At 72.8% G+C, this 20,452-nt stretch carries 22 protein-coding genes; 15 read left to right on the top strand and 7 right to left on the bottom strand.

Features of this window, described 5'->3' with window-relative positions; genetic code table 11:
• The first annotated feature begins 17 nt into the window (after positions 1-17).
• The 3 genes from BJK06_RS07515 to BJK06_RS07505 are packed head-to-tail and all read left to right on the top strand — an operon-like array spanning position 18 to position 4,393.
• Positions 18-1,433, top strand: coding sequence for a hypothetical protein (locus BJK06_RS07515; protein WP_070417367.1), 1,416 nt, complete (start codon positions 18-20; stop codon positions 1,431-1,433).
• Positions 1,434-1,472: 39 nt separating this feature from the next.
• Positions 1,473-3,437, top strand: a complete 1,965-nt coding sequence (locus tag BJK06_RS07510) for a M13 family metallopeptidase (RefSeq protein ID WP_070417366.1) — start codon at positions 1,473-1,475, stop codon at positions 3,435-3,437.
• Positions 3,437-4,393: a serine hydrolase gene (locus BJK06_RS07505; protein WP_070417365.1), complete on the top strand. Its 957-nt coding sequence runs from the start codon at positions 3,437-3,439 to the stop codon at positions 4,391-4,393. Before BJK06_RS07510 ends, BJK06_RS07505 begins: the two co-directional genes overlap by 1 nt.
• Before the next feature lie 78 nt (positions 4,394-4,471).
• Here BJK06_RS07505 and BJK06_RS07500 read toward each other — a convergent pair whose 3' ends face one another.
• Entirely contained in the window at positions 4,472-4,888 is a 417-nt protein-coding gene (locus tag BJK06_RS07500) for a GNAT family N-acetyltransferase (protein WP_070417364.1), read from the bottom strand.
• 19 nt (positions 4,889-4,907) lie between these two features.
• Positions 4,908-5,606 (bottom strand): DUF4232 domain-containing protein, encoded by a 699-nt coding sequence (locus tag BJK06_RS07495; protein ID WP_070417363.1) that lies wholly within the window; start codon positions 5,604-5,606, stop codon positions 4,908-4,910.
• A gap of 103 nt (positions 5,607-5,709) precedes the next feature.
• Between BJK06_RS07495 and BJK06_RS07490 the strand changes: the two genes are divergently transcribed.
• Positions 5,710-5,985, top strand: a complete 276-nt coding sequence (locus BJK06_RS07490; RefSeq protein WP_070417362.1) for a hypothetical protein — start codon at positions 5,710-5,712, stop codon at positions 5,983-5,985.
• A 1-nt stretch (position 5,986) separates the two neighbouring features.
• Here BJK06_RS07490 and BJK06_RS07485 read toward each other — a convergent pair whose 3' ends face one another.
• Both BJK06_RS07485 and BJK06_RS07480 read right to left on the bottom strand, forming a co-directional pair.
• Positions 5,987-6,391, bottom strand: coding sequence for an NUDIX domain-containing protein (locus BJK06_RS07485; protein WP_258027747.1), 405 nt, complete (start codon positions 6,389-6,391; stop codon positions 5,987-5,989).
• 23 nt (positions 6,392-6,414) lie between these two features.
• Positions 6,415-7,737: a glutamyl-tRNA reductase gene (locus BJK06_RS07480; RefSeq protein WP_070419305.1), complete on the bottom strand. Its 1,323-nt coding sequence runs from the start codon at positions 7,735-7,737 to the stop codon at positions 6,415-6,417.
• Positions 7,738-7,941: 204 nt separating this feature from the next.
• On the opposite strand from BJK06_RS07480, the gene hemE reads away from it, so the two are divergent.
• From hemE to hemL, 11 genes are all read left to right on the top strand, one after another.
• Positions 7,942-8,952 (top strand): uroporphyrinogen decarboxylase, encoded by a 1,011-nt coding sequence (gene hemE, locus BJK06_RS07475; protein ID WP_374930697.1) that lies wholly within the window; start codon positions 7,942-7,944, stop codon positions 8,950-8,952.
• A complete protein-coding gene (locus tag BJK06_RS07470) occupies positions 8,949-10,298 on the top strand; it encodes an NAD(P)/FAD-dependent oxidoreductase (protein ID WP_070417360.1) in 1,350 nt (449 codons plus the stop codon). Before hemE ends, BJK06_RS07470 begins: the two co-directional genes overlap by 4 nt.
• A 98-nt stretch (positions 10,299-10,396) precedes the next feature.
• On the top strand, positions 10,397-10,651 hold the full coding sequence (locus tag BJK06_RS07465) for a hypothetical protein (protein WP_070417359.1): 255 nt from the start codon (positions 10,397-10,399) through the stop codon (positions 10,649-10,651).
• On the top strand, positions 10,648-11,106 hold the full coding sequence (locus BJK06_RS07460) for a phage holin family protein (RefSeq protein ID WP_070417358.1): 459 nt from the start codon (positions 10,648-10,650) through the stop codon (positions 11,104-11,106). Before BJK06_RS07465 ends, BJK06_RS07460 begins: the two co-directional genes overlap by 4 nt.
• Before the next feature lie 43 nt (positions 11,107-11,149).
• The gene (locus BJK06_RS07455) at positions 11,150-11,380 is read left to right on the top strand and encodes a DUF3618 domain-containing protein (RefSeq protein WP_070417357.1); all 231 of its coding nucleotides are present in this window, start codon (positions 11,150-11,152) and stop codon (positions 11,378-11,380) included.
• Between the two features lie 57 nt (positions 11,381-11,437).
• The gene (gene hemQ / locus BJK06_RS07450) at positions 11,438-12,163 is read left to right on the top strand and encodes a hydrogen peroxide-dependent heme synthase (RefSeq protein WP_070417356.1); all 726 of its coding nucleotides are present in this window, start codon (positions 11,438-11,440) and stop codon (positions 12,161-12,163) included.
• The gene (locus BJK06_RS07445) at positions 12,160-13,395 is read left to right on the top strand and encodes a ferrochelatase (RefSeq protein ID WP_374930692.1); all 1,236 of its coding nucleotides are present in this window, start codon (positions 12,160-12,162) and stop codon (positions 13,393-13,395) included. The genes hemQ and BJK06_RS07445 overlap by 4 nt, the downstream gene beginning before the upstream one ends.
• Positions 13,392-14,378 carry a hydroxymethylbilane synthase gene (gene hemC, locus BJK06_RS07440; RefSeq protein ID WP_070417355.1) on the top strand — a complete coding sequence of 329 codons (987 nt, stop codon included), beginning with the start codon at positions 13,392-13,394 and terminating at the stop codon, positions 14,376-14,378. The genes BJK06_RS07445 and hemC overlap by 4 nt, the downstream gene beginning before the upstream one ends.
• A 495-nt stretch (positions 14,379-14,873) precedes the next feature.
• A complete protein-coding gene (locus BJK06_RS07435) occupies positions 14,874-15,431 on the top strand; it encodes a uroporphyrinogen-III synthase (protein WP_181015160.1) in 558 nt (185 codons plus the stop codon).
• 50 nt (positions 15,432-15,481) lie between these two features.
• A complete protein-coding gene (gene hemB / locus BJK06_RS07430) occupies positions 15,482-16,483 on the top strand; it encodes a porphobilinogen synthase (RefSeq protein WP_070419302.1) in 1,002 nt (333 codons plus the stop codon).
• A complete protein-coding gene (gene hemL, locus BJK06_RS07425; RefSeq protein WP_070417353.1) occupies positions 16,480-17,811 on the top strand; it encodes a glutamate-1-semialdehyde 2,1-aminomutase in 1,332 nt (443 codons plus the stop codon). Before hemB ends, hemL begins: the two co-directional genes overlap by 4 nt.
• A gap of 57 nt (positions 17,812-17,868) precedes the next feature.
• Here the strand turns inward: hemL and BJK06_RS07420 are convergent, their stop codons facing one another.
• The 3 genes from BJK06_RS07420 to BJK06_RS07410 all read right to left on the bottom strand — a co-directional run bounded on the left by BJK06_RS07420 (position 17,869) and on the right by BJK06_RS07410 (position 20,443).
• Positions 17,869-18,663 (bottom strand): ABC transporter ATP-binding protein, encoded by a 795-nt coding sequence (locus BJK06_RS07420; protein ID WP_070417352.1) that lies wholly within the window; start codon positions 18,661-18,663, stop codon positions 17,869-17,871.
• A gap of 41 nt (positions 18,664-18,704) precedes the next feature.
• On the bottom strand, positions 18,705-19,385 hold the full coding sequence (locus tag BJK06_RS18805) for a GntR family transcriptional regulator (RefSeq protein ID WP_070417351.1): 681 nt from the start codon (positions 19,383-19,385) through the stop codon (positions 18,705-18,707).
• Between the two features lie 80 nt (positions 19,386-19,465).
• Positions 19,466-20,443, bottom strand: a complete 978-nt coding sequence (locus BJK06_RS07410) for an MDR family oxidoreductase (protein WP_070417350.1) — start codon at positions 20,441-20,443, stop codon at positions 19,466-19,468.
• Positions 20,444-20,452 lie beyond the last annotated feature (9 nt).

Raw genomic sequence — 20,452 nt, 5'->3', positions numbered from 1 at the left:
CACGAGGAGCGCTGCCCATGTCGAAGTCCGTCCGATCCACCCCGCACCGGCGGATCGCCGCCTGGTGCGCCGCGCTCGCCGTGGCGTTCTCGCCCGTCGTCGGCCTGAGCGGTGCCGTCGCCGCGCCGGCCCACGAGCGGACGACCCCCGCGGCGGACTTCACCGCGCAGGTCCGCTCGATCGAGCACGCCACCGGGCGCGTCGAGATGACCGGGACCGGACCCACGGGCGGCAGCGTCGCGATCGCGGTCGACGGCGCCGACACCGTCTGGACCGAGGTCCGCGACGGCGTGTGGAGCGCCGGACTCCGGGTCGGCCCCGGGCCCCGCGTGCTGCACGTGACGTCGCAGGTGACCGGCGAGACGGTCGACCTGCCCGTCGAGGTGCTCGGGCTGCTCCCGCCGACGTGGGTCCCGACGATCGATCCGTTCACCCGCACCATCACGCTCGAGGGCAGCGGGGTGAGCCGTCCGGCACGCTACGTCGTCACCGACGACGGCGAACCCGTCGCGGACGTCGTCGCCGAAGCCGGTGCGCCCTGGCGCGCGGTCCTGCGCGACCGCGCCCCCGGCCGACACGACATCGTGGTGGAGCGCGTGTTCGACGGCACGGTCAACGGCATCGGCCGAGACTCGTACGAGCTCTCCGGAGCGGCCGAGGTCGGCACCGCCTCGGCCTCCCGCGAGACCCGGCGCACCACCCTCGCCGGACGGGCGCCGGTCGGCACGACGCTCCGGTTCGCGGACGCGTCCGGGCCGGTCCTCGGTGCCGACGGCGAACCGGTCGTCGCCACCACCTCGACCGACACCACCTGGCGCGCGCAGCTGCCCTTCCCCGAGACCATCAGGTTCCACCGGATCACGGTCACGACGTTCGACGACGGGACACCGATCGGGACGACGAACGCCCTCGTCACCGTGCCGATCGCGATCACCGGCTCGGTCGAGGAGCTCGCCGACGGCTCCGTGCGACTCTCCGGCACCGGCGAGCCCGGCGGCGTGGTGGCGCTCGAGACCGCGAGCGGGACGCCGGTGGACGGCGCCGACGGCCGACCGATCACCGCCGCGATCGGTCGCGGCTGGGAACTCGTCGTCCCGCGGGCGACGCTGCCCGGGGACGTCGTGGTCGCCCGGCAGCGGGTGCAGGGGGTCGAGCAGGGTGCGCTCCGACTCCTGCTGCCGAAGCTCCCGGTCCGCCCCGCACCCGAGCACGGTCACGGTCCCGGCGCGGGTCCCGGCGTCTCCACCGGCAACCACCGGGCCGCCCCGCAGGCCACTGCGGGCCGGATCACCGCCGTGCCCAGCGGGCGGCTCGCGTACACGGGTGAGGACCCCTCGGTGCCGCTCGGCGTCGCCGGGGTGCTCCTCGCAGCGGGGCTCGGCGGGCTCGCGGGAGCGCGGGCACTCGGGCGCCGGGGTGCCCACCGTGGCTGACACCGCTCGATCAGGGCGACGGTGGCTATCGTTGACCGCATGACCGACGTCGCAAGCACCTCCGGGATCCACACAGACGAGCTGGACGCCACGGTCCGCCCGCAGGACGACCTGTACCGCCACGTGAACGGCTCGTGGATCGCATCGACGCCGATCCCCGACGACAAGGCACGGTACGGCTCGTTCACGGTGTTGGCCGAGGCCGCCGAGATCGCCGTGCGGGACATCATCGAGCGCTCCCAGCAGGCCGCGCCCGGCACCGAGGACCGCAAGGTCGGCGACCTCTTCACCTCCTTCACCGACGAGGACCGGCTCGAGGCCCTGGGCACCGCGCCGATCGAGCCCCTGCTCGCCGAGATCGCCGCCGTCGACTCGGTCGACGACGTCATCCGCATGGTCGGACGCTTCGAGCGCCTCGGCCTGCCGAGCTTCCTGCAGCTCTTCGTCGACAACGACCCGGGCGACCCGGAGTCCTACGTGGTCTTCCTCGAGCAGTCCGGCCTCGGGCTGCCCGACGAGTCGTACTACCGCGAGGACCGCTTCTCCGACATCCGCACGAAGTACCGCGAGTTCGTCGCCGCGATGTTCCCGCTCGCCGGCTTCGAGGACGGCGGCGACCGCACCGAGCACGTCATCGCACTCGAGACCGCACTGGCGTCGAAGCACTGGGACAACGTCACCACCCGCGACAGCCAGAAGACCTACAACAAGCTGCCGTGGGCCGAGGTCGCGGCGCTCGCCGACGGCATCGACCTCCGCCTCTGGTGGGAAGCGATCGACGCACCGGCCGGCGCCTTCGAGACCGTCGTCGTCCGCGAACCGTCGTTCGTGACCGGTCTGGCGGAGCTGCTCCGCGACCAGCCGTTGGACGTCTGGAAGGATTGGCTGCGCTGGCAGGTGATCCGCGCCTCCGCGGCCTACCTGACGAGCGCCTTCTCGGCGACGAACTTCTCGTTCTACGGCACCGCGCTCACCGGTGCGCCCAAGCAGCGCGAGCGCTGGAAGCGCGGGGTCTCGCTGGTCGAGGGGGCCATGGGCGAGGCGGTCGGCCGCATCTACGTGCAGGAGCACTTCGACGAGACCTCGAAGGCGACGATGGACGACCTCGTCGCGAACCTGGTCGAGGCCTACCGGCAGAGCATCACCGCCCTCGACTGGATGACCGACGAGACGCGTGCTCGGGCCCTCGACAAGCTCGACAAGTTCACGCCGAAGATCGGGTACCCGGTCAAGTGGCGGGACTACTCCGCGCTGCCGGTGTCCGCCGACGACCTCATCGGCAACGTCCGTGCCGTCGCGAGCTTCCAGGTCGACCGCGAGCTCGGCAAGATCGGCAAGCCGATCGACCGCGACGAGTGGTTCATGACCCCGCAGACGATCAACGCGTACTACAACCCCGGGTTCAACGAGATCGTGTTCCCGGCGGCGATCCTGCAGTTCCCGTTCTTCGAGGCCGGGCGTGACGCCGCCGCGAACTACGGCGCGATCGGTGCCGTCATCGGGCACGAGATCGGGCACGGCTTCGACGACCAGGGCTCCCAGTACGACGGCGACGGCCGACTCGAGAACTGGTGGACCGAGGCGGACCGCACCGCGTTCGAGGAGCGCACCAAGGCGCTCATCGCGCAGTACGACGCGCTCGTCCCGACCGAGGTCCCGGACGGCCACGTCAACGGCGCCCTGACGATCGGCGAGAACATCGGCGACCTCGGCGGGCTGTCGATCGCGTGGAAGGCGTACCTGCTGTCCCTCGACGGGCAGGAGCCGCCGGTGGTCGACGGCCTCACCGGTGCCGAGCGCTTCTTCCTCAGCTGGGCGCAGGCCTGGCGGATGGCGATCCGTCCGGAGGAAGCCGCCCGTCTCCTGAGCATCGACCCGCACTCGCCGACCGAGTTCCGCTGCAACCAGGTGGTCCGCAACATCGACGTCTACTACGACACCTTCGGCGTGACCGAGCGGGACGCGATGTACCTCGACCCGGCCGAGCGCGTCTCGATCTGGTGATGGCCGAGCCGGACGCGGCTCCGTCGTCGGAGCCCGGAGCGGCTCGCCGGTCGCGGCGACGGCAGCATGCCGGCGGGGCCGACGGACGTGCGCGCGGGCGGCACCGCGGTGGTGCCGACGACCGGTTCGCGGCGACGCTGCAGGCGCTCGGCGCCGTCGCCCGGGACGGCGCGTCCGTCAGTGCCTCGGTGATCGACACCTCGACGGGCAAGGCCCTGCTAGCCGTGGACGACACGCTCGTCCAACCGGTGGCGAGCCTCGGCCGCGTGCTGCTCCTCGTCGAGGTCGCGGCACGACTCGAGGACGGCGGGCTGCACGGCGACCGGCTGCAGCGCATGGCGCGCGACACCGCGACCGGTGCCGGGCTCTGGCAGTTCCTGCAGGAGCCGACCATGCAGGTGTCCGACCTGGCGACCCTCGTCGGTGCCGGTGCGGACGCCTGGGCGATGAACGCGCTGCTCTCGACCGTCGGGATCGACGCCGTCCGCGAGCGCGCCGAGTCGCTCGGGATCGAACGGACCGCCCTCATCGACCGGGTGCGGGACCGTCGCGGGCCGGACGACGCTCCGGACGCCTCGGTCGCGCCGACGGGCGAGCTCGCCTGGCTCATGCGGGGCCTGGCACTCGGCGAGGTCGTCGACGAGGCCGTGTCGAACCGGGTGCTCGGATGGCTGTCCCTCGCGTCCGACCTCAGCCTCGTCGCGGGGTCGTTCGGGCTGGACCCGCTCGCGCACCGGGCACTGGACCACGGGTTGCAGGTCGTCTCGGCGACCGGGTCGAGCACGGGCGTGCGGGCCGAGGCCGGGATCCTGCGCGGGCCCGGGTCGTCGGTGAGCTACGCCGTCACGATGACGTTCGACGACGACTCGCTGCAGCGGCGGCTGGCGGTCATCGACGCCCTGCGGACGATGGGCACCGAGGTGCTCGAGACCGTGCACGAGCCCGCGGCCCGCTGAGCGTACCCTCACGCTCGTGACCAAGTACCTGATCTCCTTCGACGAGGGCACGATGGTGTTCCCCGTGAGCGACTCCGGTCAGCGGAGCAGGACGAACGAGCGGAGCGGAGTCGGCACGACGTCGTGCACCTCGACGAAGCCCCGCGACTCGTAGAACGCCCGCTGCCCCGGTTCGGCATCGGTCGTCAGCACTGTCTGCCGCACGTGTGCGTACCGCTCGAGGACGCCGTCGAGCAGGGCTCCGCCGATGCCGGCCCGGTGGTGCTCGGGTGCGACGAGGACGTCCTGCACGTACACGATCGTCACGCCGTCGGACACGGTCCGGACCATCCCGACGAGCGAGCCCGTCGTGTCCCGGGCGGTCAGCACGAGGTGGGACCCGAGGACCGCGGCGACGAGGGTCTCGGGGTCCCGCGTGTACGCCGTCCACCCGACGTCGCGGTACAGCGCCAGGAGTTCGTCCCCGCCCGGTCGTTCCTCCGCGATCACCACCACGGTCCCATCGTGGCAGACGTCAGTCGGCGGCCTGCCCCGCGGGGACGAAGGCCTGCACGTCGAGCTCCGTCACGTCCTCCGACCGGCACGCGGCGAACGCGGTGTACGGGACGAACAGGGACTCCTTCGACCCGGGCGGGTACACCCGGAAGCCGTCGGGCGAGGTGGGGTCGCACGTCGACTCCGGGTAGTTCTCCGAGTTCGTGACCTTGAGCGGTGCCACGGCCTCCTGCCCGGACGCCAGCGTGACGGTCGGGTGGGGCACCGCCCGGTCGAGCGTCGCCGCGTTGCCGATCTGCGTGCCGTTCGTGTCGCCGACGAAGGACACCCCCGGCCAGCCCTGCAGCGTGCAGGTCGACGACCCGGTGTTCCGCAGGACGAGGTGGACGTACGTGCTCCCGGCAGCGCCGCCGCTGCCGGCCTCGATGCTCCCGGCGAGCGAGGACGTCGCGCACGCCGAGGACCCAGCGCCCGAGGAACCACCCGAGGAACCACCCGAGGAACCACCGGACGATCCGCCCGACGTGCTCGGCGACGACGCCGAGCCGGACGACGCGGACGAAGGCGTCGGTGTCGATGTCGGTGTCGGTGTCGCCGTGACGGTCTCCGTCGTCGTGGCCGACGGGGTCGTGGTGCCGCCCGACGAGCAGCCGGCGAGCAGACCGACGGCGACGATGCCGACGGCGACGAGCAGTGGGGAACCAGCGCGACGTTGCATGAGCCAACGCAACCACCGCCCCGGGGTACACGACTCGGGTGGCGCCCAGCCGCCCCGAGGACACTCCAGGGCACGCGCCAGCGCACGAGCAACGGAGGTCGACATGGCAGGCAAGCACGAACAGGCACGCGGCGACGAGGGCCGGTCGGACGGCGTCGAGCCCCGTGCCGGGTCCTTCACGGACAGCGAGATCCCGGGCGAGCCCCCCGTGGCGTCGAACGAGCCCGCAGGCGAGTTCGTCTCGAGCGACATCCCCGGCGAGACCCGTCCCGAGGGCGGCGACGGCGAGGGCGAGTACGTCGAGTCGGACATCCCCGGCGAGGCCGCGCCCACCCCGGACGGCGAGGTGGGGCACTACACCGACCGCGACCAGGTCTGACCTAGTCGATCAGCTCCGCCGCCACGAGGCGGCGGAGCGTCTCCACGCCCGCCGGCGGGCACCGGTCCGCATCCGCGGAGGTGACCCACTCGACCTCGTCCACCTCTGCCGAGGCGACCGGCGTGGCGGAGTCGAGCGCGCCTCCTGGACGGACCAGGAACAGCGCCATCGCGACCATCGTCCCCGGGGCCTGCCCGTGCGCCGGCTCGGTGACGGTGCCGAACGGCTCGACGTCGTCGGCGGTCAGCCGCAGGCCGGTCTCCTCGAAGGCTTCGCGGACGACGGCCTCGACGTCGCTCTCGTGCGGCTCCGCCTTGCCCCCGGGCAGGTACAGGACATCGCGCATCCGCGCCCGCACCATGAGCACGCGGCGGTCGCGCACCAGCAGCAGCGCACTGACACGCAGGGTCGCGGGGTGGCCCTGGAGGCTCAGCTCGCGTCCGCCTCGTCGGTGCGGTCGCGGTCGATCCGCTCGGGCGCGGTGCGCTCCGCGAGCGGCACCACCGGCGACGGCAGCTCCGCCTCGGGCTCGGGACGGACACCGAAGAGGGCGTCGAGCGCCCCGACGAACTCCTCGCCGCGACCGGCGCGACCGAGTTCGCGAGCGCGCACCGAGGGACGGTGGAGCAGGACGCCGACGAGGTGCCGCAGGGCGCGCTCGGTCTGCTCGGCCGAGGCGTCGTCGCCGTCCGCCCGACGCTTCGCGCGGTCGATCTCGTCGTCGAGGATGTCGAAGACGTGCTTGCGGAATGCCACGAGCGCGGGCGTCGTCGACTGCTCGAGGGCCTGGGCGCGGAAGCGGGACACGGCGTCCTCGACCATCGCGCGGGCCTCGGACTCGGCGTTCAGCTCGGCGATCGGGGCGTGGATGCTGATGGTCTCGAGGTCGAGCAGTTCGACGCCGTCGACGTCGGCCGCGTCGGGGTCCACGTTGCGGGGGAGCCCGAGGTCGATGACGATGCGCCGGACGCCGTCGTCGAGGTCGGCCGGTTCGACGACCGGGACCTCGCTCGAGGTGCAGGTGATCACGACGTCGCTCGAACCGATGGCCTGGCGGAGGTCGTGCGCGGCGACGAGGTCGTGCTTCGCGGCGAACCACGGCGCCCGGCCGGAGGGGGAGAAGACCTGGATGGTGTCGGCGCCGCGGTCGCGCAGGGCGGCGATGGTCGTCGCGGCGTAGCTGCCGGTGCCGATCAGGAGCACCCGGGTCCGGCTCCAGTCGGTCACGCGGGAGGACGCGAGCTCGAGGCCGAGCCGCACGAGCGACCGGCCGGCGGCGCCGATGCGGGTGCGGGTCTTGACGCCGCGGGAGGTGTGCGCGGCTTCCTGGAAGAGCCGCTCGAGGTCCGAGGTGGTGGTGCCGTTCGAGCGGGCGTCCTCGAGCGAGCGGCGGACCTGCCCGGAGATCTCGGTCTCGCCGACGACGACGGACTCGAGGCCGCTCGAGACGGCGAAGAGGTGCTGCACGACGTCCTTGCCGCCGAGCACGTTGACGGACCGCAGGACCTCGGCTGGGTCGAGGTCGCTCGCGGTGGCGACGGCGTCGACGGTGGCCGAGACGGCGGAGTCGCGGTCGTCGCCGGCGATGTCGAGGTAGGCCTCGAAGCGGTTGCACGTGGCGAGGACGACGGCCCCGTCCAGCACGTCGGAGTCCGTCACGAGACGGCTCGCGGCGGTCGGTGCGCCGATGCTCAGTCGCTCCAGGAGATCGAAGCTGGCGTTGCGATGCGACGCCGTGAGACAGATGAGCACGTCTTCCATGGTAACTCGCGTTGCGCCCGGCTCCCGTTCCCGTCGTGCGTGCTCGGGATACGTTCCGTTCGCCGATGGGAGAATCGTGCGGTGACCGACGCATCCACGACCGCCCTCCCCGCCTCGCACCCGCTCGTCTCCGGGCGGACGTCGGGCTCGCCCCTCGTCCGGGCGCTCCGCGGTGACCGGCCGGAGACCCTGCCGGTGTGGTTCATGCGTCAGGCCGGCCGGTCCCTCCCGGAGTACCGCGAACTGCGCGTCGGCACGGCCATGCTCGACGCCTGCCTCGACCCGGCGATGGCGTCGGAGATCACGCTGCAGCCGGTCCGTCGGCACGGGGTCGACGCCGGCATCTTCTTCAGCGACATCGTCGTGCCGATCAAGCTCGCGGGCGTCGACGTCGAGATCGTCCCCGGGCGCGGGCCGGTGCTGGCGTCCCCGATCCGCACCCCGGCCGACGTCGACGCGCTGGGCCAGCTCGACGCGACTGCCCTCGCCCCGATCACCGACGCCGTGGCGCGCACGGTCGAGCAGCTCGGCGACACCCCGCTCATCGGGTTCGCCGGAGCGCCCTTCACGCTCGCGGCCTACCTGGTCGAGGGCGGACCGTCGAAGGACCACATCCGCGCCCGGACGCTCATGCACTCGGACCCGGAGACCTGGTCGCGCCTGCTCGCCTGGGCCGCCGGGGTGTCGGGGGCGTTCCTCCGGGCCCAGGTGCTCGCCGGGGCCTCCGCCGCACAGCTGTTCGACTCGTGGGTGGGGTCGCTCTCCCGCGAGGACTACGTCACCCGCGTCGCACCGCACTCGGCCGACGCCCTGGCCCACGTCGCCGACCTCGGCGTCCCGCGCATCCACTTCGGCGTCGGCAGCGGCGAAGTCCTGCGCGACATGACGACCTTCGGCACGGACCGGGTCGGCGTCGACGCGGTCGGCGTCGACTGGCGGCTGCCGCTCGACGAGGCCGTGCGCCGGGTCGGCACCGGGGTCACCGTGCAGGGCAACATCGACCCGGCGATGCTCTCCGCCCCGTGGGAGGTGCTCGAGGCCCACGTGCGCGACGTCGTCCGCCGCGGTGGTGCGGCCCGGGCGCACGTCGTCAACCTCGGGCACGGTGTGCCGCCGGAGACCGACCCGACCGTGCTCACCCGCATCGTGTCCCTCGTCCACGAGCTCGGGGACGGGACGGCCGCGGCGACCGGAGCGCGGGCGTGACCGACGTCGTCGTGGTCGGCGGCGGGGTCGCCGGACTCGTCGCGGCGCGGGACCTGGCGAAGGGCGGCGCGCACGTCGTCCTCGTCGAGGGCTCCGGTGTGCTCGGCGGCATGGTCCGTCGGCACACCGTCGCGGGACTCGACCTCGACATGGCGGCGGACTCGTTCGCGACCCGCAACGACGCCGTCGGCCGGCTGGCGATCGAACTCGGCCTCGGCAACGAGGTCACCACGCCGGACCCGCGCGGTGCGTGGCTGATGACCCGCGACGGCCGGACGTCCCCGATCCCGCAGACCGGACTGCTCGGGATCCCGGGGAGCCCGATGGCGGCCGACGTCCTCGCGGTGGTCGGGCAGAAGGCGGCGCTCCGGGCGCAGATGGACTCCCTGCTGCCGTCCCTGGTCGGGTCGAAGGCGCCGTCGCTCGGCGAGCTGGTCCGGAAGCGCATGGGCGAGCAGGTCCTCGACGACCTGGTGGCGCCGATCGTCGCCGGCGTGCACTCGACGCACCCGGACGACCTCGACCCGGACCGGGTGGCTCCCGGGCTCCGGGCGGCGCTGCTGCGCGAGGGGTCCCTCGCCCGCGCGGTCCTCGCACTCCGGGCCCGTGCGACGGCCGGGTCCGCCGTGCAGGGCATCCGCGGCGGCACCGTACGGCTCGTCGACGAGCTCGCGGCCGACATGGAGACCTACCGCGTCGACGTCCGCCTGCACACCCGGGCCACCGCGATCGAGGAGCACGCCGTCGAGGTCCGCACCGACGACGGCGAGACCGAGCGACTGGTGGCCGAGAACGTCCTCGCGTCGACGGCGGACCCCGCCCGCACGGCCGGACCCGTGCGCACGGGCATCGAGCTCGTGACACTCGTGGTCGACCAGCACGAACTCGACGCGGCGCCGCGGGGGACCGGGATGCTCGTGCACCCGGACGCACCCGGGGTCCGGGCGAAGGCGATCACGCACGCGACGGTGAAGTGGCCGTGGCTGGCCGAGGCGGCCGGGGGCCGGCACGTCCTGCGGCTGAGCTACGCGACGACGGATACGGGGGTCGCGGCGACCACCCCTGGAGCCGCGGCCGACGCGGTCGAGACCGGGAGGAGCCTCCCGGTCGACCCGTACGACGCGATCGGGACCCGCGCCGCCCAGGACGCCTCTGCCCTGCTCGGCGTGCCGATCGCGCCGTCCGCCGTGGTCGGTGCCGCACGTGTCCGGTGGCACGGTCCGGACACGACCGCCGCGGGGCTCGCCGACGGGGTCGTCGGGATCGGCGAGGCGTCGACGGGCCGGGGGCTGGCCGGCATCGTCGCGGCGGCACGGAGCGCCGCTGAGCAGATCCTGGATTCCTGAGCGGACCGCACACTGGGAGAGGGCTACTGTTGCAGGAACGCCGGACGTATTCCGTTCGGCGCATGACCACGCACACTGACCCAACGGAGGAATCGCACATGCGAGGCAAGCTCCTGTTCGTCGCCGGCGCCGCTCTCGGGTACGTCCTGGGATCGCGAGCCGGACGGGCGCGGTACGAGCAGATCAAGACCGTCAGCGGCAAGATCTGGAACAGCAACGGCGTCCAGAAGGGCGTCCACGTCGCCGAGGAATTCATCGCCGACAAGACCCCCGACGTCGCCGAGTTCGTCGGTGAGCAGACGAAGAAGGTCGTCCGCAAGGTCGGGCAGAAGAAGGACAGCCAGGCCTCATGACAGACAACCGCGACCGCAAGCCGCGTTCGCTGTTCGGCCTGGTCGGCGACGTCCCCAAGCTCGTCAAGGAGCTGGTGACGGGTGAGTTGAACCTGCTCAAGGCCGAGATGCTGACGAAGGCGAAGATCTTCGGCCTCGCCGCGGGTCTGCTCGTGGGCGCGCTCGTCATCGTCCTCTACGCGATCGGCGTGCTGCTGACCGCCGCCGTCATGGGGCTCGCGACCGTGATGCCCGCGTGGCTCGCAGCGCTCGTGATCGCCGTCGTGATGCTCATCGTCGCCGGCATCCTCGGCCTGCTCGGCTGGAAGCGCCTGAAGAAGGGGCTCCCGATCACGCCGAAGCGCACCATCGACAGCGTGAAGAACGACGTCAACGCGGTGAAGGGCCTCGGCAAGAAGCCGACCCCGCCGACCCAGTACGGCACCCGCAAGCCCGACGTCGGCGGCCGCTTCTAGCGACGACCGCCCCGTCCACCACCCCACACCCCGGAGGACTCACGTGACCGATCAGCACGACGACCTGGCCGACCGCGTCGCGTCGACCCGCGCCCAGCTGTTCGACACCCTCGACGCGATCGAGGACAAGCTCAACGTCCCGAAGCAGATCGGCATCGCCGCGTCGAAGGTCAAGCGCGGCATCGACGAGAAGCCGGTGCCGTACCTGGCCGGGCTCGCAGCGGGCGTGGCAGTGGTCGGGGGTATCGTCGTAGCGGTGCTCCGACGGCGGTAGCGCTCGCCGTCGAAAGGGGAGCGGCGTCACCTTTGTGACCGATAGGACAATGGACACATGAGTTCCACCGTGCCCACGCACGACGCACACGAGACCTCCCCCGACGGCATCGACCCCAACATGCTGACGGCCTACGCGCTGTGGGCCGTCTTCCGCCGTCCGCTCGGGCCGATCCACACGGTCGGCGACGATGCGGTGGCCGAGCTCGATGCCGTCATCGCCGCCGCTGCCGAGCGCGGCGTGACGATCCGCGGCTTCTACGACGTGTCCGGCTTCCGCGCCGACGCCGACGTGATGGTCTGGCTGCACGGCGACGACGCGCAGGCGATCCAGGCGGTGCTCCGCCAGATCCGCCGCACCGCGCTCTTCCAGGACGCCGAGCCGGTGTGGCACGCCATGGCGATGCACCGCGAAGCCGAGTTCAACAAGCGGCACACGCCCGCCTTCCTGCGCGGCAAGGAGCCAGAGGCCTGGATCACGGTCTACCCGTTCGTCCGGTCCTACGAGTGGTACCTCCTGCCGGAAGAGGAGCGCTCGAAGATGCTCCGCGACCACGGCATCGCCGGCGCGAAGTACCGCCGCGTGCTGACGAACACGATCGCCACCTTCGCGCTGAGCGACTACGAGTGGATCCTGCCGCTCGAGAGCCCGGACCTCGTCGACCTCGTCGACCTCATGCGCGACCTGCGCTACACCGAAGCCCGCATGCACGTGCGGGAAGAGGTGCCCTTCTTCACCGGTCGTCGCGTGACGACCACCGAGCTGCCGGAGGTGCTCTCGTGACCGACACCAGCATGATCACGAACGGTCAGGCCGTCCTCGCTGCGACCCCCGCGGCCGCCGACGGTCCCGAGCACGTCGAGGTCCCGGTCGCGTACGACGCGATCCTGCTCGCCGGCTTCGGCGGACCCGAGGGCCAGGACGACGTCATCCCGTTCCTGCGCAACGTCACCCGGGGCCGCGGCATCCCGGACGAACGCCTCGAAGAGGTCGCCCACCACTACCGGCACTTCGGTGGCGTCAGCCCGATCAACGCGCAGAACCGTGCGCTCAAGGCCGCGCTCGAGGCCGAGCTGGCTTCGCGCGGCATCGACATGCCGGTCCTCTGGGGCAACCGCAACTGGGAGCCCTACCTCGAAGAGGCCTTCACCGAGGCGGCCGACAAGGGCTACAACAAGCTCATCGCGATCGCCACGAGCGCCTACTCGTCGTTCTCGAGCTGCCGCCAGTACCGCGAGGACTACGCCCGCGTGCTGTCCGAGACCGGTCTGATCGACACCATCCAGATCGACAAGGTCCGGCAGTTCTTCGACCACCCGGGCTTCGTCCGCCCGTTCGTCGACGGCGTCCGTGACGGCATGGCGCGTGCGATCGCCGAGAACGACGGCCTCGACGTCGCGACCGAGCTGCACGTGCTGTTCTCGACGCACTCGATCCCGTCGACCGACGCCGCCAAGTCCGGCCCGGACTACCGGGGCTTCGACGAGCACGGCGCGTACGAGGCCCAGCACCTCGCCGTCGCGCAGGTCGTCCTCGACCAGGCGTGGGCGGAGCTGCTCGAGCAGCCCGAGCACGCGTCGCTCCGCGGCACCAGCACGCCGCCGTGGAAGCTCGTCTACCAGTCGCGCTCGGGCCCCCCGACGCAGCCGTGGCTCGAGCCCGACATCAACGACTACATGAACGAGGAGCTCAAGGGTGGCCCGACCCGTGCCGTGCTCATCGTCCCGCTCGGCTTCGTGAGCGACCACATGGAGGTCATGTGGGACCTCGACGAAGAGGCCACCGAGACCGCTCAGGAGCTCGGCTTCTGGTCGGTGCGGACGCAGACCCCGGGTGTCGACCCGGCCTACGTCTCCGGTCTGGTGGACCTCGTCCTCGAGCGTGTCAACGGCACCCCGACGAGCGAGCGCCCGCACCTGACCGACCTCGGTCCCTGGTACGACGTCTGCCGTCCGGGGTGCTGCGAGAACGTGCGCGCCGGGTTCAAGCCCGCCGCGGCCGGACTCGCCCCGTGACCGACGCGTCCGCGCCGACCGGCAGCCCCGACGGCCCGACCCCGATCCGGCTCGGCACCCGTGCCAGCCGGCTCGCGGTCGCCCAGTCGCAGGACGTCGCCGACCGCTTGGCGACGGCGTCCGGTCGACCGGTCGAGCTCGTCACGGTCACGAGCGAGGGCGACACGAACCGCGCCTCGCTCGCGAGCCTCGGCGGCACGGGCGTGTTCGCCAGCGCGCTCCGCGAAGCACTCGTCGCGGGCGAGGTCGACGTCCTCGTGCACTCCCTCAAGGACCTCCCGACCGCGCCGTACCCGGGGCTGACGATCGCCGCGGTGCCGAAGCGTGCCGACGCCCGAGACGTCCTGGTCGCCCGGAACGCTGCGACCATCGAGACCCTGCCCGAGGGCGCGAAGGTCGGGACGGGTTCGCCCCGCCGCGTCGCGCAGCTCAAGGCCAAGCGTCCCGACCTCGACGTGGTGGACATCCGCGGCAACATCGACACCCGCCTCGGACGCGTCGATGACGACCTCGACGCGGTGGTCCTCGCCGCCGCCGGCCTGACGCGCATCGACCGGCTCGACGCGGCGACCGAGCTGCTCGACCTCGGCTTCTGGCCGAGTGCCCCAGGGCAGGGAGCGCTCGCGATCGAGACCCGCGCTGACGAGACGGACCGGAACCTCCTCGCGGCCCTGCGGAAGATCGAGCACGCGTCGACCCGACTGACCGTGTCCGCCGAGCGCGAGGTCCTCGCGAAGCTCGAGGCCGGGTGCTCCGCTCCGATCGGCGCCACCGCGATCGTCGACGCCGAGATGCTCCTCGTCTCCGCGACGGTCTACCGGCCGGACGGCTCCGAGTACCGCACCGCATCACACGCCGCCGTGCTCGACGGCTCCGCACAGGACCGCCTGACCGAGGCGCTCGAGCTCGGTGGCCGGGTCGCCGCCGAACTGCTCGAGAACGGTGCCGCCGACCTGGCGGACCTCGCGACCTCGGCGGAGTAGGCGGTCGCCACGCACCCCGACGTCAGCACCGCGGACGCGGCACGACAGCCGGTCGTCCTGGTCCCGCGCGGCGGGGCGTGGGGTGACCGGATCGCCGCGGCCGCCCGCGAGCGCGGGCTCGACCCGCTCGTCGTCCCGCTGATCGCGGACGCGGCACCCACGGATCGGTCCGCCCTCGAGGCTGCGGTCGACCGGTTGATCGCGTCCGGCGGGTCCAGGAGGCACGACGCACCCCCGCCGGCCGGGTCCGGTCCGCCGTCGGCGAGTGGGCAGGACGCGCAGTCGGCGAGTGGGCAGGACGCGCCGTCGGCCGTTCGGCGAGCGGGCGGAACCGGCCGCCCAGCCGGGCCGACCGGGCCGGATCGTGCGCGCTCGGGACCCGCGATCGACGGCACCGCCCGCACCGGCCGCACCGACGGCACCGACGGCACCGCGCGTACCGACGGCACCGACGGCACCGACGGCACCGACGTGGCCGGGTACGCGTGGATGGTGGTGACCAGTGCGACGGCCGTGCGGGTGGTCGCGGAACGGGTGGCGCGCCTCCCGTCCGACCTGCGGGTGGCGGCGGTCGGCGAGCCGACCGCCCGTGCCGCGCGTGCTGCGGGCTGGGTCGTCGACCTGGTGCCGTCCGAGTCCTCGGGCGCCGCGCTCGCGCACGCGCTGCCGGACACCTCCGGCACCGTCCTCTTCCCACGCTCGGACCTCGCTGCCCCGACCGTCGTCGACACCCTGCGCGCCCGCGGGATCGACGTGGACGACGTGGTCGCGTACCGTACGGTGGGGACCGGCGACGAGCCGGTCGTCCTCGACTCCCCGCCCGCTGCCGTGCTCGTGACGAGCGGCAGCGTCGCTCGCGAGATCGCCCGGCGGATGACCCCGCTCGACCCCCGCACCGTGGTCGCGTGCATCGGACCCGGGACCGCTGCCGAAGCCCGCGCCGCCGGCCTGCCCGTGCACGTGGTCGCCCGGACCCGATCCGCAGAAGCCCTGCTCGACGCCGTCGTCGAGTCCCTGAACCCCACCGCCCCGAACAGGAAGGCACCGAAGTGACCGGCCGTTTCCCCCAGGTCCGCCCCCGACGACTCCGCGCGACCGGCGCGATGCGTCGACTCGTCGCCGAGACCCGGCTCCACCCCGCCGAGCTCGTGCTGCCGATGTTCATCCGCGAGGGGGCGACCGAGGCGATCGACATCACGAGCATGCCCGGGGTCCAGCAGCACTCGCTCGACTCGTTCCGCCGTGCCCTGCACGAGGCGGCGTCGGTCGGGATCGGCGGCGTGAACCTGTTCGGCGTGCCGACGTCGAAGGACGCGCTGGGATCCGGCGCGACCGACCCGGACGGCATCCTCAACGTCGCGATCCGCGTCGCGCGCGAGGAGGTCGGCGACGCCCTCGTCGTGCAGTCCGACCTGTGCCTCGACGAGTTCACCGACCACGGGCACTGCGGCGTCCTGGCCGCGGACGGCTCGGTCGACAACGACGCCACACTCGAACGGTACCGCGACATGGCGGTCGTGCAGGCCGAGGCCGGCGCCGAGCTCGTCTGCATGAGCGGCATGATGGACGGCCAGATCGCCGCCGCACGGGACGCGCTGGACGTGGCCGGGCACAGCGGCACGGCGCTGCTGGCATACGCGGCCAAGTACGCGAGCGCGTTCTACGGACCCTTCCGCGAGGCCGTCGACTCCTCGCTCGTGGGCGACCGTCGCACGTACCAGATCGACGCCGCGAACGGTCGGCAGGGCCTCCGCGAGGTCGAGCAGGACATCGCCGAGGGTGCCGACATCGTCATGGTGAAGCCGGCGATGAGCTACCTCGACGTGCTGGCCGAGACCGCACGCACCTCGCCGGTGCCGGTCTGGGCGTACCAGATCTCCGGCGAGTACGCGATGATCACCGCAGCCGCGCAGAACGGCTGGATCGACCGCGACGCCGCGGCGATGGAGGCGCTCGTCGGCATCAAGCGCGCCGGCGCCGACGCGATCCTCACCTACTTCGCGGTCGACATCGCTCGCAAGCTCAACGAGGAGGCGGGACTCCGCACCTCCGGCAGCACCAGTGCCGTGGACGGCATCGCCTCGACCGGGAAGGCCCCAGAATGACCACGAACGACCAGCTCTTCGGCCGCGCGAAGAACAGCATCCCCGGCGGGGTCAACTCGCCGGTCCGGGCGTACGGCTCCGTCGGCGGGACGCCCCGCTTCCTGACGAGCGCGAAGGGTGCCTACGTCACCGACGCCGAGGGGCGTGAGTACGTCGACCTCGTCGCCTCGTGGGGGCCCGCGATCCTCGGGCACGCCCACCCCGCGACGGTCGAGGCCGTGCAGCAGGCGGCGGCCCGTGGGCTGAGCTTCGGGGCGTCGACCCCGGGGGAGACCGAACTCGCCGAGCTCGTGAAGCAGCGGGTGTCGGTGGACGGCGACGGCCCGATCGAGAAGCTCCGCATGGTGTCCACGGGCACCGAGGCGACGATGACCGCGATCCGGCTCGCCCGCGGGTACACCGGTCGCGACCTGCTCGTGAAGTTCGCCGGGCACTACCACGGCCACTCGGACTCCCTGCTGGCCGAGGCCGGTTCGGGTGTGGCCACGCTCGCGCTCCCCGGCAGTGCCGGCATCACCGCCGAGACCGCCGCGCAGACCCTGGTGCTGCCCTACAACGACCTCGACGCCGTCCGCCGCGCGTTCGAGGAGCACTCCGAGCGCATCGCCGGCGTGATCGTCGAGGCAGCGGCCGCGAACATGGGCGCCCTCGCCCCCGAGCGTGGGTTCAACCGGGCCCTGGCGCAGATCGTGCAGGCGCACGGCGCGCTGCTCATCGTCGACGAGGTCCTGACCGGCTTCCGGGTGGGCTCCGCCGGGTGGTGGGGCCTCGAGGCGTCGAAGGTCGTGCCGGACGGCGCCGGGTGGAAGCCCGACCTCGTCACGTTCGGCAAGGTCATCGGCGGCGGCATGCCCCTCGCCGCACTCGGTGGTCGGCGCGAGGTCATGGACTACCTCGCCCCGCTCGGCCCCGTCTACCAGGCGGGCACGCTCTCGGGGAACCCGCTCGCGGTCGCCGCGGGCATCGCCACGCTGCGGGCCGCGACGCCCGAGGTCTACGCCCACCTCGACCGGACGGCGGCGACCATCGCGACGGCGACGAGCGACGCCCTGTCCGCCGAGGGCGTCGCCCACACCGTCCAGCACGCCGGCAACCTCTTCTCGTTCGCGTTCACCGAGACCGCCCCGCGGAACTACGACGACGTCCGAGCGCAGGAGGCGTTCCGGTACGCGCCGTTCTTCCACGCCATGCTCGACGCGGGAGTGACCCTGCCCCCGAGTGTCTTCGAGGCGTGGTTCGTCACGGCGGCGCACGACGACCGGGCCGTCGGACGGGTGCTCGACGCACTCCCTGCCGCGGCGAAGGCGGCCGCGCGCGCCACGGCGTGACGCCACCACCTACCTGACGTCAGGCGCGGGTCGGGCCGGACCCGCGCCTCCCGTCCGTCAGGAGGCGCGGCGAGCGGCCCAGCGCCCCTCGGCCCGGAGGATCGCGAGCGGGAAGTCGAAGGCGTGCGAGACCGCCGACGACGTGATGACCTCGTCCGAGGTGCCCTGGGCGACCGCGACCCCGTCGCGCAGCAGCATCGCGTGCGAGGTCGACGCGGGCAGGTCCTCGAGGTGGTGCGTCACCATCACGCTCCCGAGCTCGGGGTGCCGGTGGCGCAGGGCGTCGACGGTCTCGAGCAGGTGTTCGCGCGCGGCGACGTCGAGCCCGGTCGCCGGTTCGTCGAGCAGGAGCAGCTGCGGCTCGGACATGAGCGCCCGGGCGATGAGCGTCCGTCCGCGTTCGCCCTGCGACAGGACCGGCCAGCGGGCGTCCCGACGCGCTGTCAGCCCGACGTCGGCGACGTGCTGCTCGGCGGTGGCCACCTGCGCGGGCGTCGGCTCCCACCGCATCATGAGGTCGGTCGTGCCGGTGAGCCCGGTGAGCACGGTCTCGAGGACGGTCAGCGGCGAGAGCATCCGGTGGCGGGGGTCGACGTGCCCGATGTGCTCGCGGAGCTCCCGGACGTCGACGCGTCCGAGTCGTCGGCCGAGCAGTTCGACGGTGCCGGCCGTCGGGTGCCCGGTGGCGCCGAGGACCGCGAGCAGCGTCGACTTCCCGGCTCCGTTCGGCCCGAGGAGCGCCCAGTGCTCCCCGCGCCGGACGGTCAGGTCGATGTCGTGCAGGAGGTCCCGGCCGGACCGAGTCACGCGGACCCGGGCCGCCCGGATGAGGACGTCGTCGTTGCTGCTCACGGGTCCATCGTGGCCCAGGCCGCCGGGGAACGCTGGACGGGTCAGCCGGCGGCGGCGGTCCCGGCAGCGCGGAGCTCGTCCGCCTGCTGCTCGGCGGTCGCGGTCAGCGCACGGATCGCGGCCGCGGCGGCGTCGCCGTCACGCTTCGCGATGGCCGCACGCAGCGGGTCGACCGAGTGCTTGTAGTCCCAGAACTGCCACGCACCCTGGGCGAGCGAGAGGAACCGTGCACGGGGCAGGAGCGACTCGGCGAACTTGTCGAGCAGCTCGTTGTCGGCGGCGTCGACGAGCAGCGAGATGACCGTCTCGAGCTCGGCGTCCATGCGCTTGTCCTGCTGCTCGGAGTACGAGCGCACGGCTTCGAGGTGCTCGGTCAGCGCCTTGGCTGCGGAGGCGTCGAGCTTCGGCACGCCCCAGCGCGCAGCGAGTTCGACGAACCCGCCGAGGACCTGGGTGGTGTCGGCGGCCTGCTTGCCGGTCGGGGTGGCGACGCGGGTGTACCGGTTCGCCTCCATCTCGACCAGGCCGTAGTCGACGAGCTTGGCGATCGCCTCACGGATGGGGGTGCGACTGACCCCGAGCCACTGCACGAGCTCGTCGTCGTTGAGGCGCTCGCCCGCCTGGAGCGTGCCGTCCTGGATCGCGGCGAGCATCTTCTCGAGCACGACGTCGCGCAGGAGCTTCCGCGGCGAGTTCTCGACGGTGGACTTGGGTACCGGCATGCCGGACTCCTCACAGGCTCAGGTGTTCTGTACTCAAATCCTAACGTGTCAATATGCAAACGCTTGTGAAATCTTAGTATTCAGCGATCGACCGCGACGACCGTGCGCCCGTGCACGTTGCCGGCGACGACCTCGGGTCCGACGGCGATGGCTTCCTCGAGCCCGGCGACCCGCGTCACGCCCGCCAGGAGCGCCGGTTCGAGATCGGTCGCGAGCCGCTGCCACGCCTGCTGCCGGAGGGCCAGCGGGGCGTCGACGGAGTTGATGCCGAGCAGCGACACCGCCCGCAGGATGAAGGGCATCACCGAGGTCGGGAGCGCGGAGTCCTGCGCCAGGCCGCACGCCGTCACGGCCCCGCCCCACCGGGTCGCCGCGAGGACGTTCGCGAGGGTCGCACCCCCGACGCTGTCCACCGCGCCCGCCCAGTGCGCCCGCTGCATCGGCCGGCCGAGCTCGGACAGGGTCGCGCGGTCGACGACGTCGGTCGCGCCGAGTGCCCGGAGCGAGGCGTCGTTCGCGGCGCGTCCGGTCGAGGCCGTGACCTCGTACCCGCGGGCAGCGAGCAGCGCGATCGCGACCGTGCCGACGCCGCCGGACGCACCCGTCACGAGGACGGGACCGCTGCCGGGCTCGACGAACCGTTCGAGTGCGAGCACACTGAGCATCGCGGTGAACCCGGCGGTGCCGATCGCGGCCGCGAACGAGTTGTCGATCGACCCCGGCAGCACGACGAGCGACCCCGACGGCACCACCGCGTGCTCCGCCCAGCCGCCGTGCCGGGTCTCGCCGAGCCCGGCGCCGTTCACGACGACCCGGTCGCCGATCGCGACGTCGTGCACGCCCGGTCCGAGGGCCGAGACGGTGCCGACGACGTCGATGCCGGGCACGAGCGGGTCGACCCGCGCGACGCCGGGGTTCCGGGCGAGCGCCAGGCCGTCCTTGTAGTTGACGCTCGAGTACGTGACGTCGACGAGCACCTCGCCCTCGGTCGGGTCGGCGACGTCGACCTCGGTGACGGTGGGCGGGGCGGAACTGGAGACGAGGACTGCGCGGGTCACGCGTCGGAC

The sequence above is a fragment of the Curtobacterium sp. BH-2-1-1 genome, assembly GCF_001806325.1.
In the GTDB taxonomy this organism is placed as follows: Bacteria; Actinomycetota; Actinomycetes; order Actinomycetales; family Microbacteriaceae; genus Curtobacterium.
This window is presented reverse-complemented; position numbering and strand designations above follow the sequence as displayed.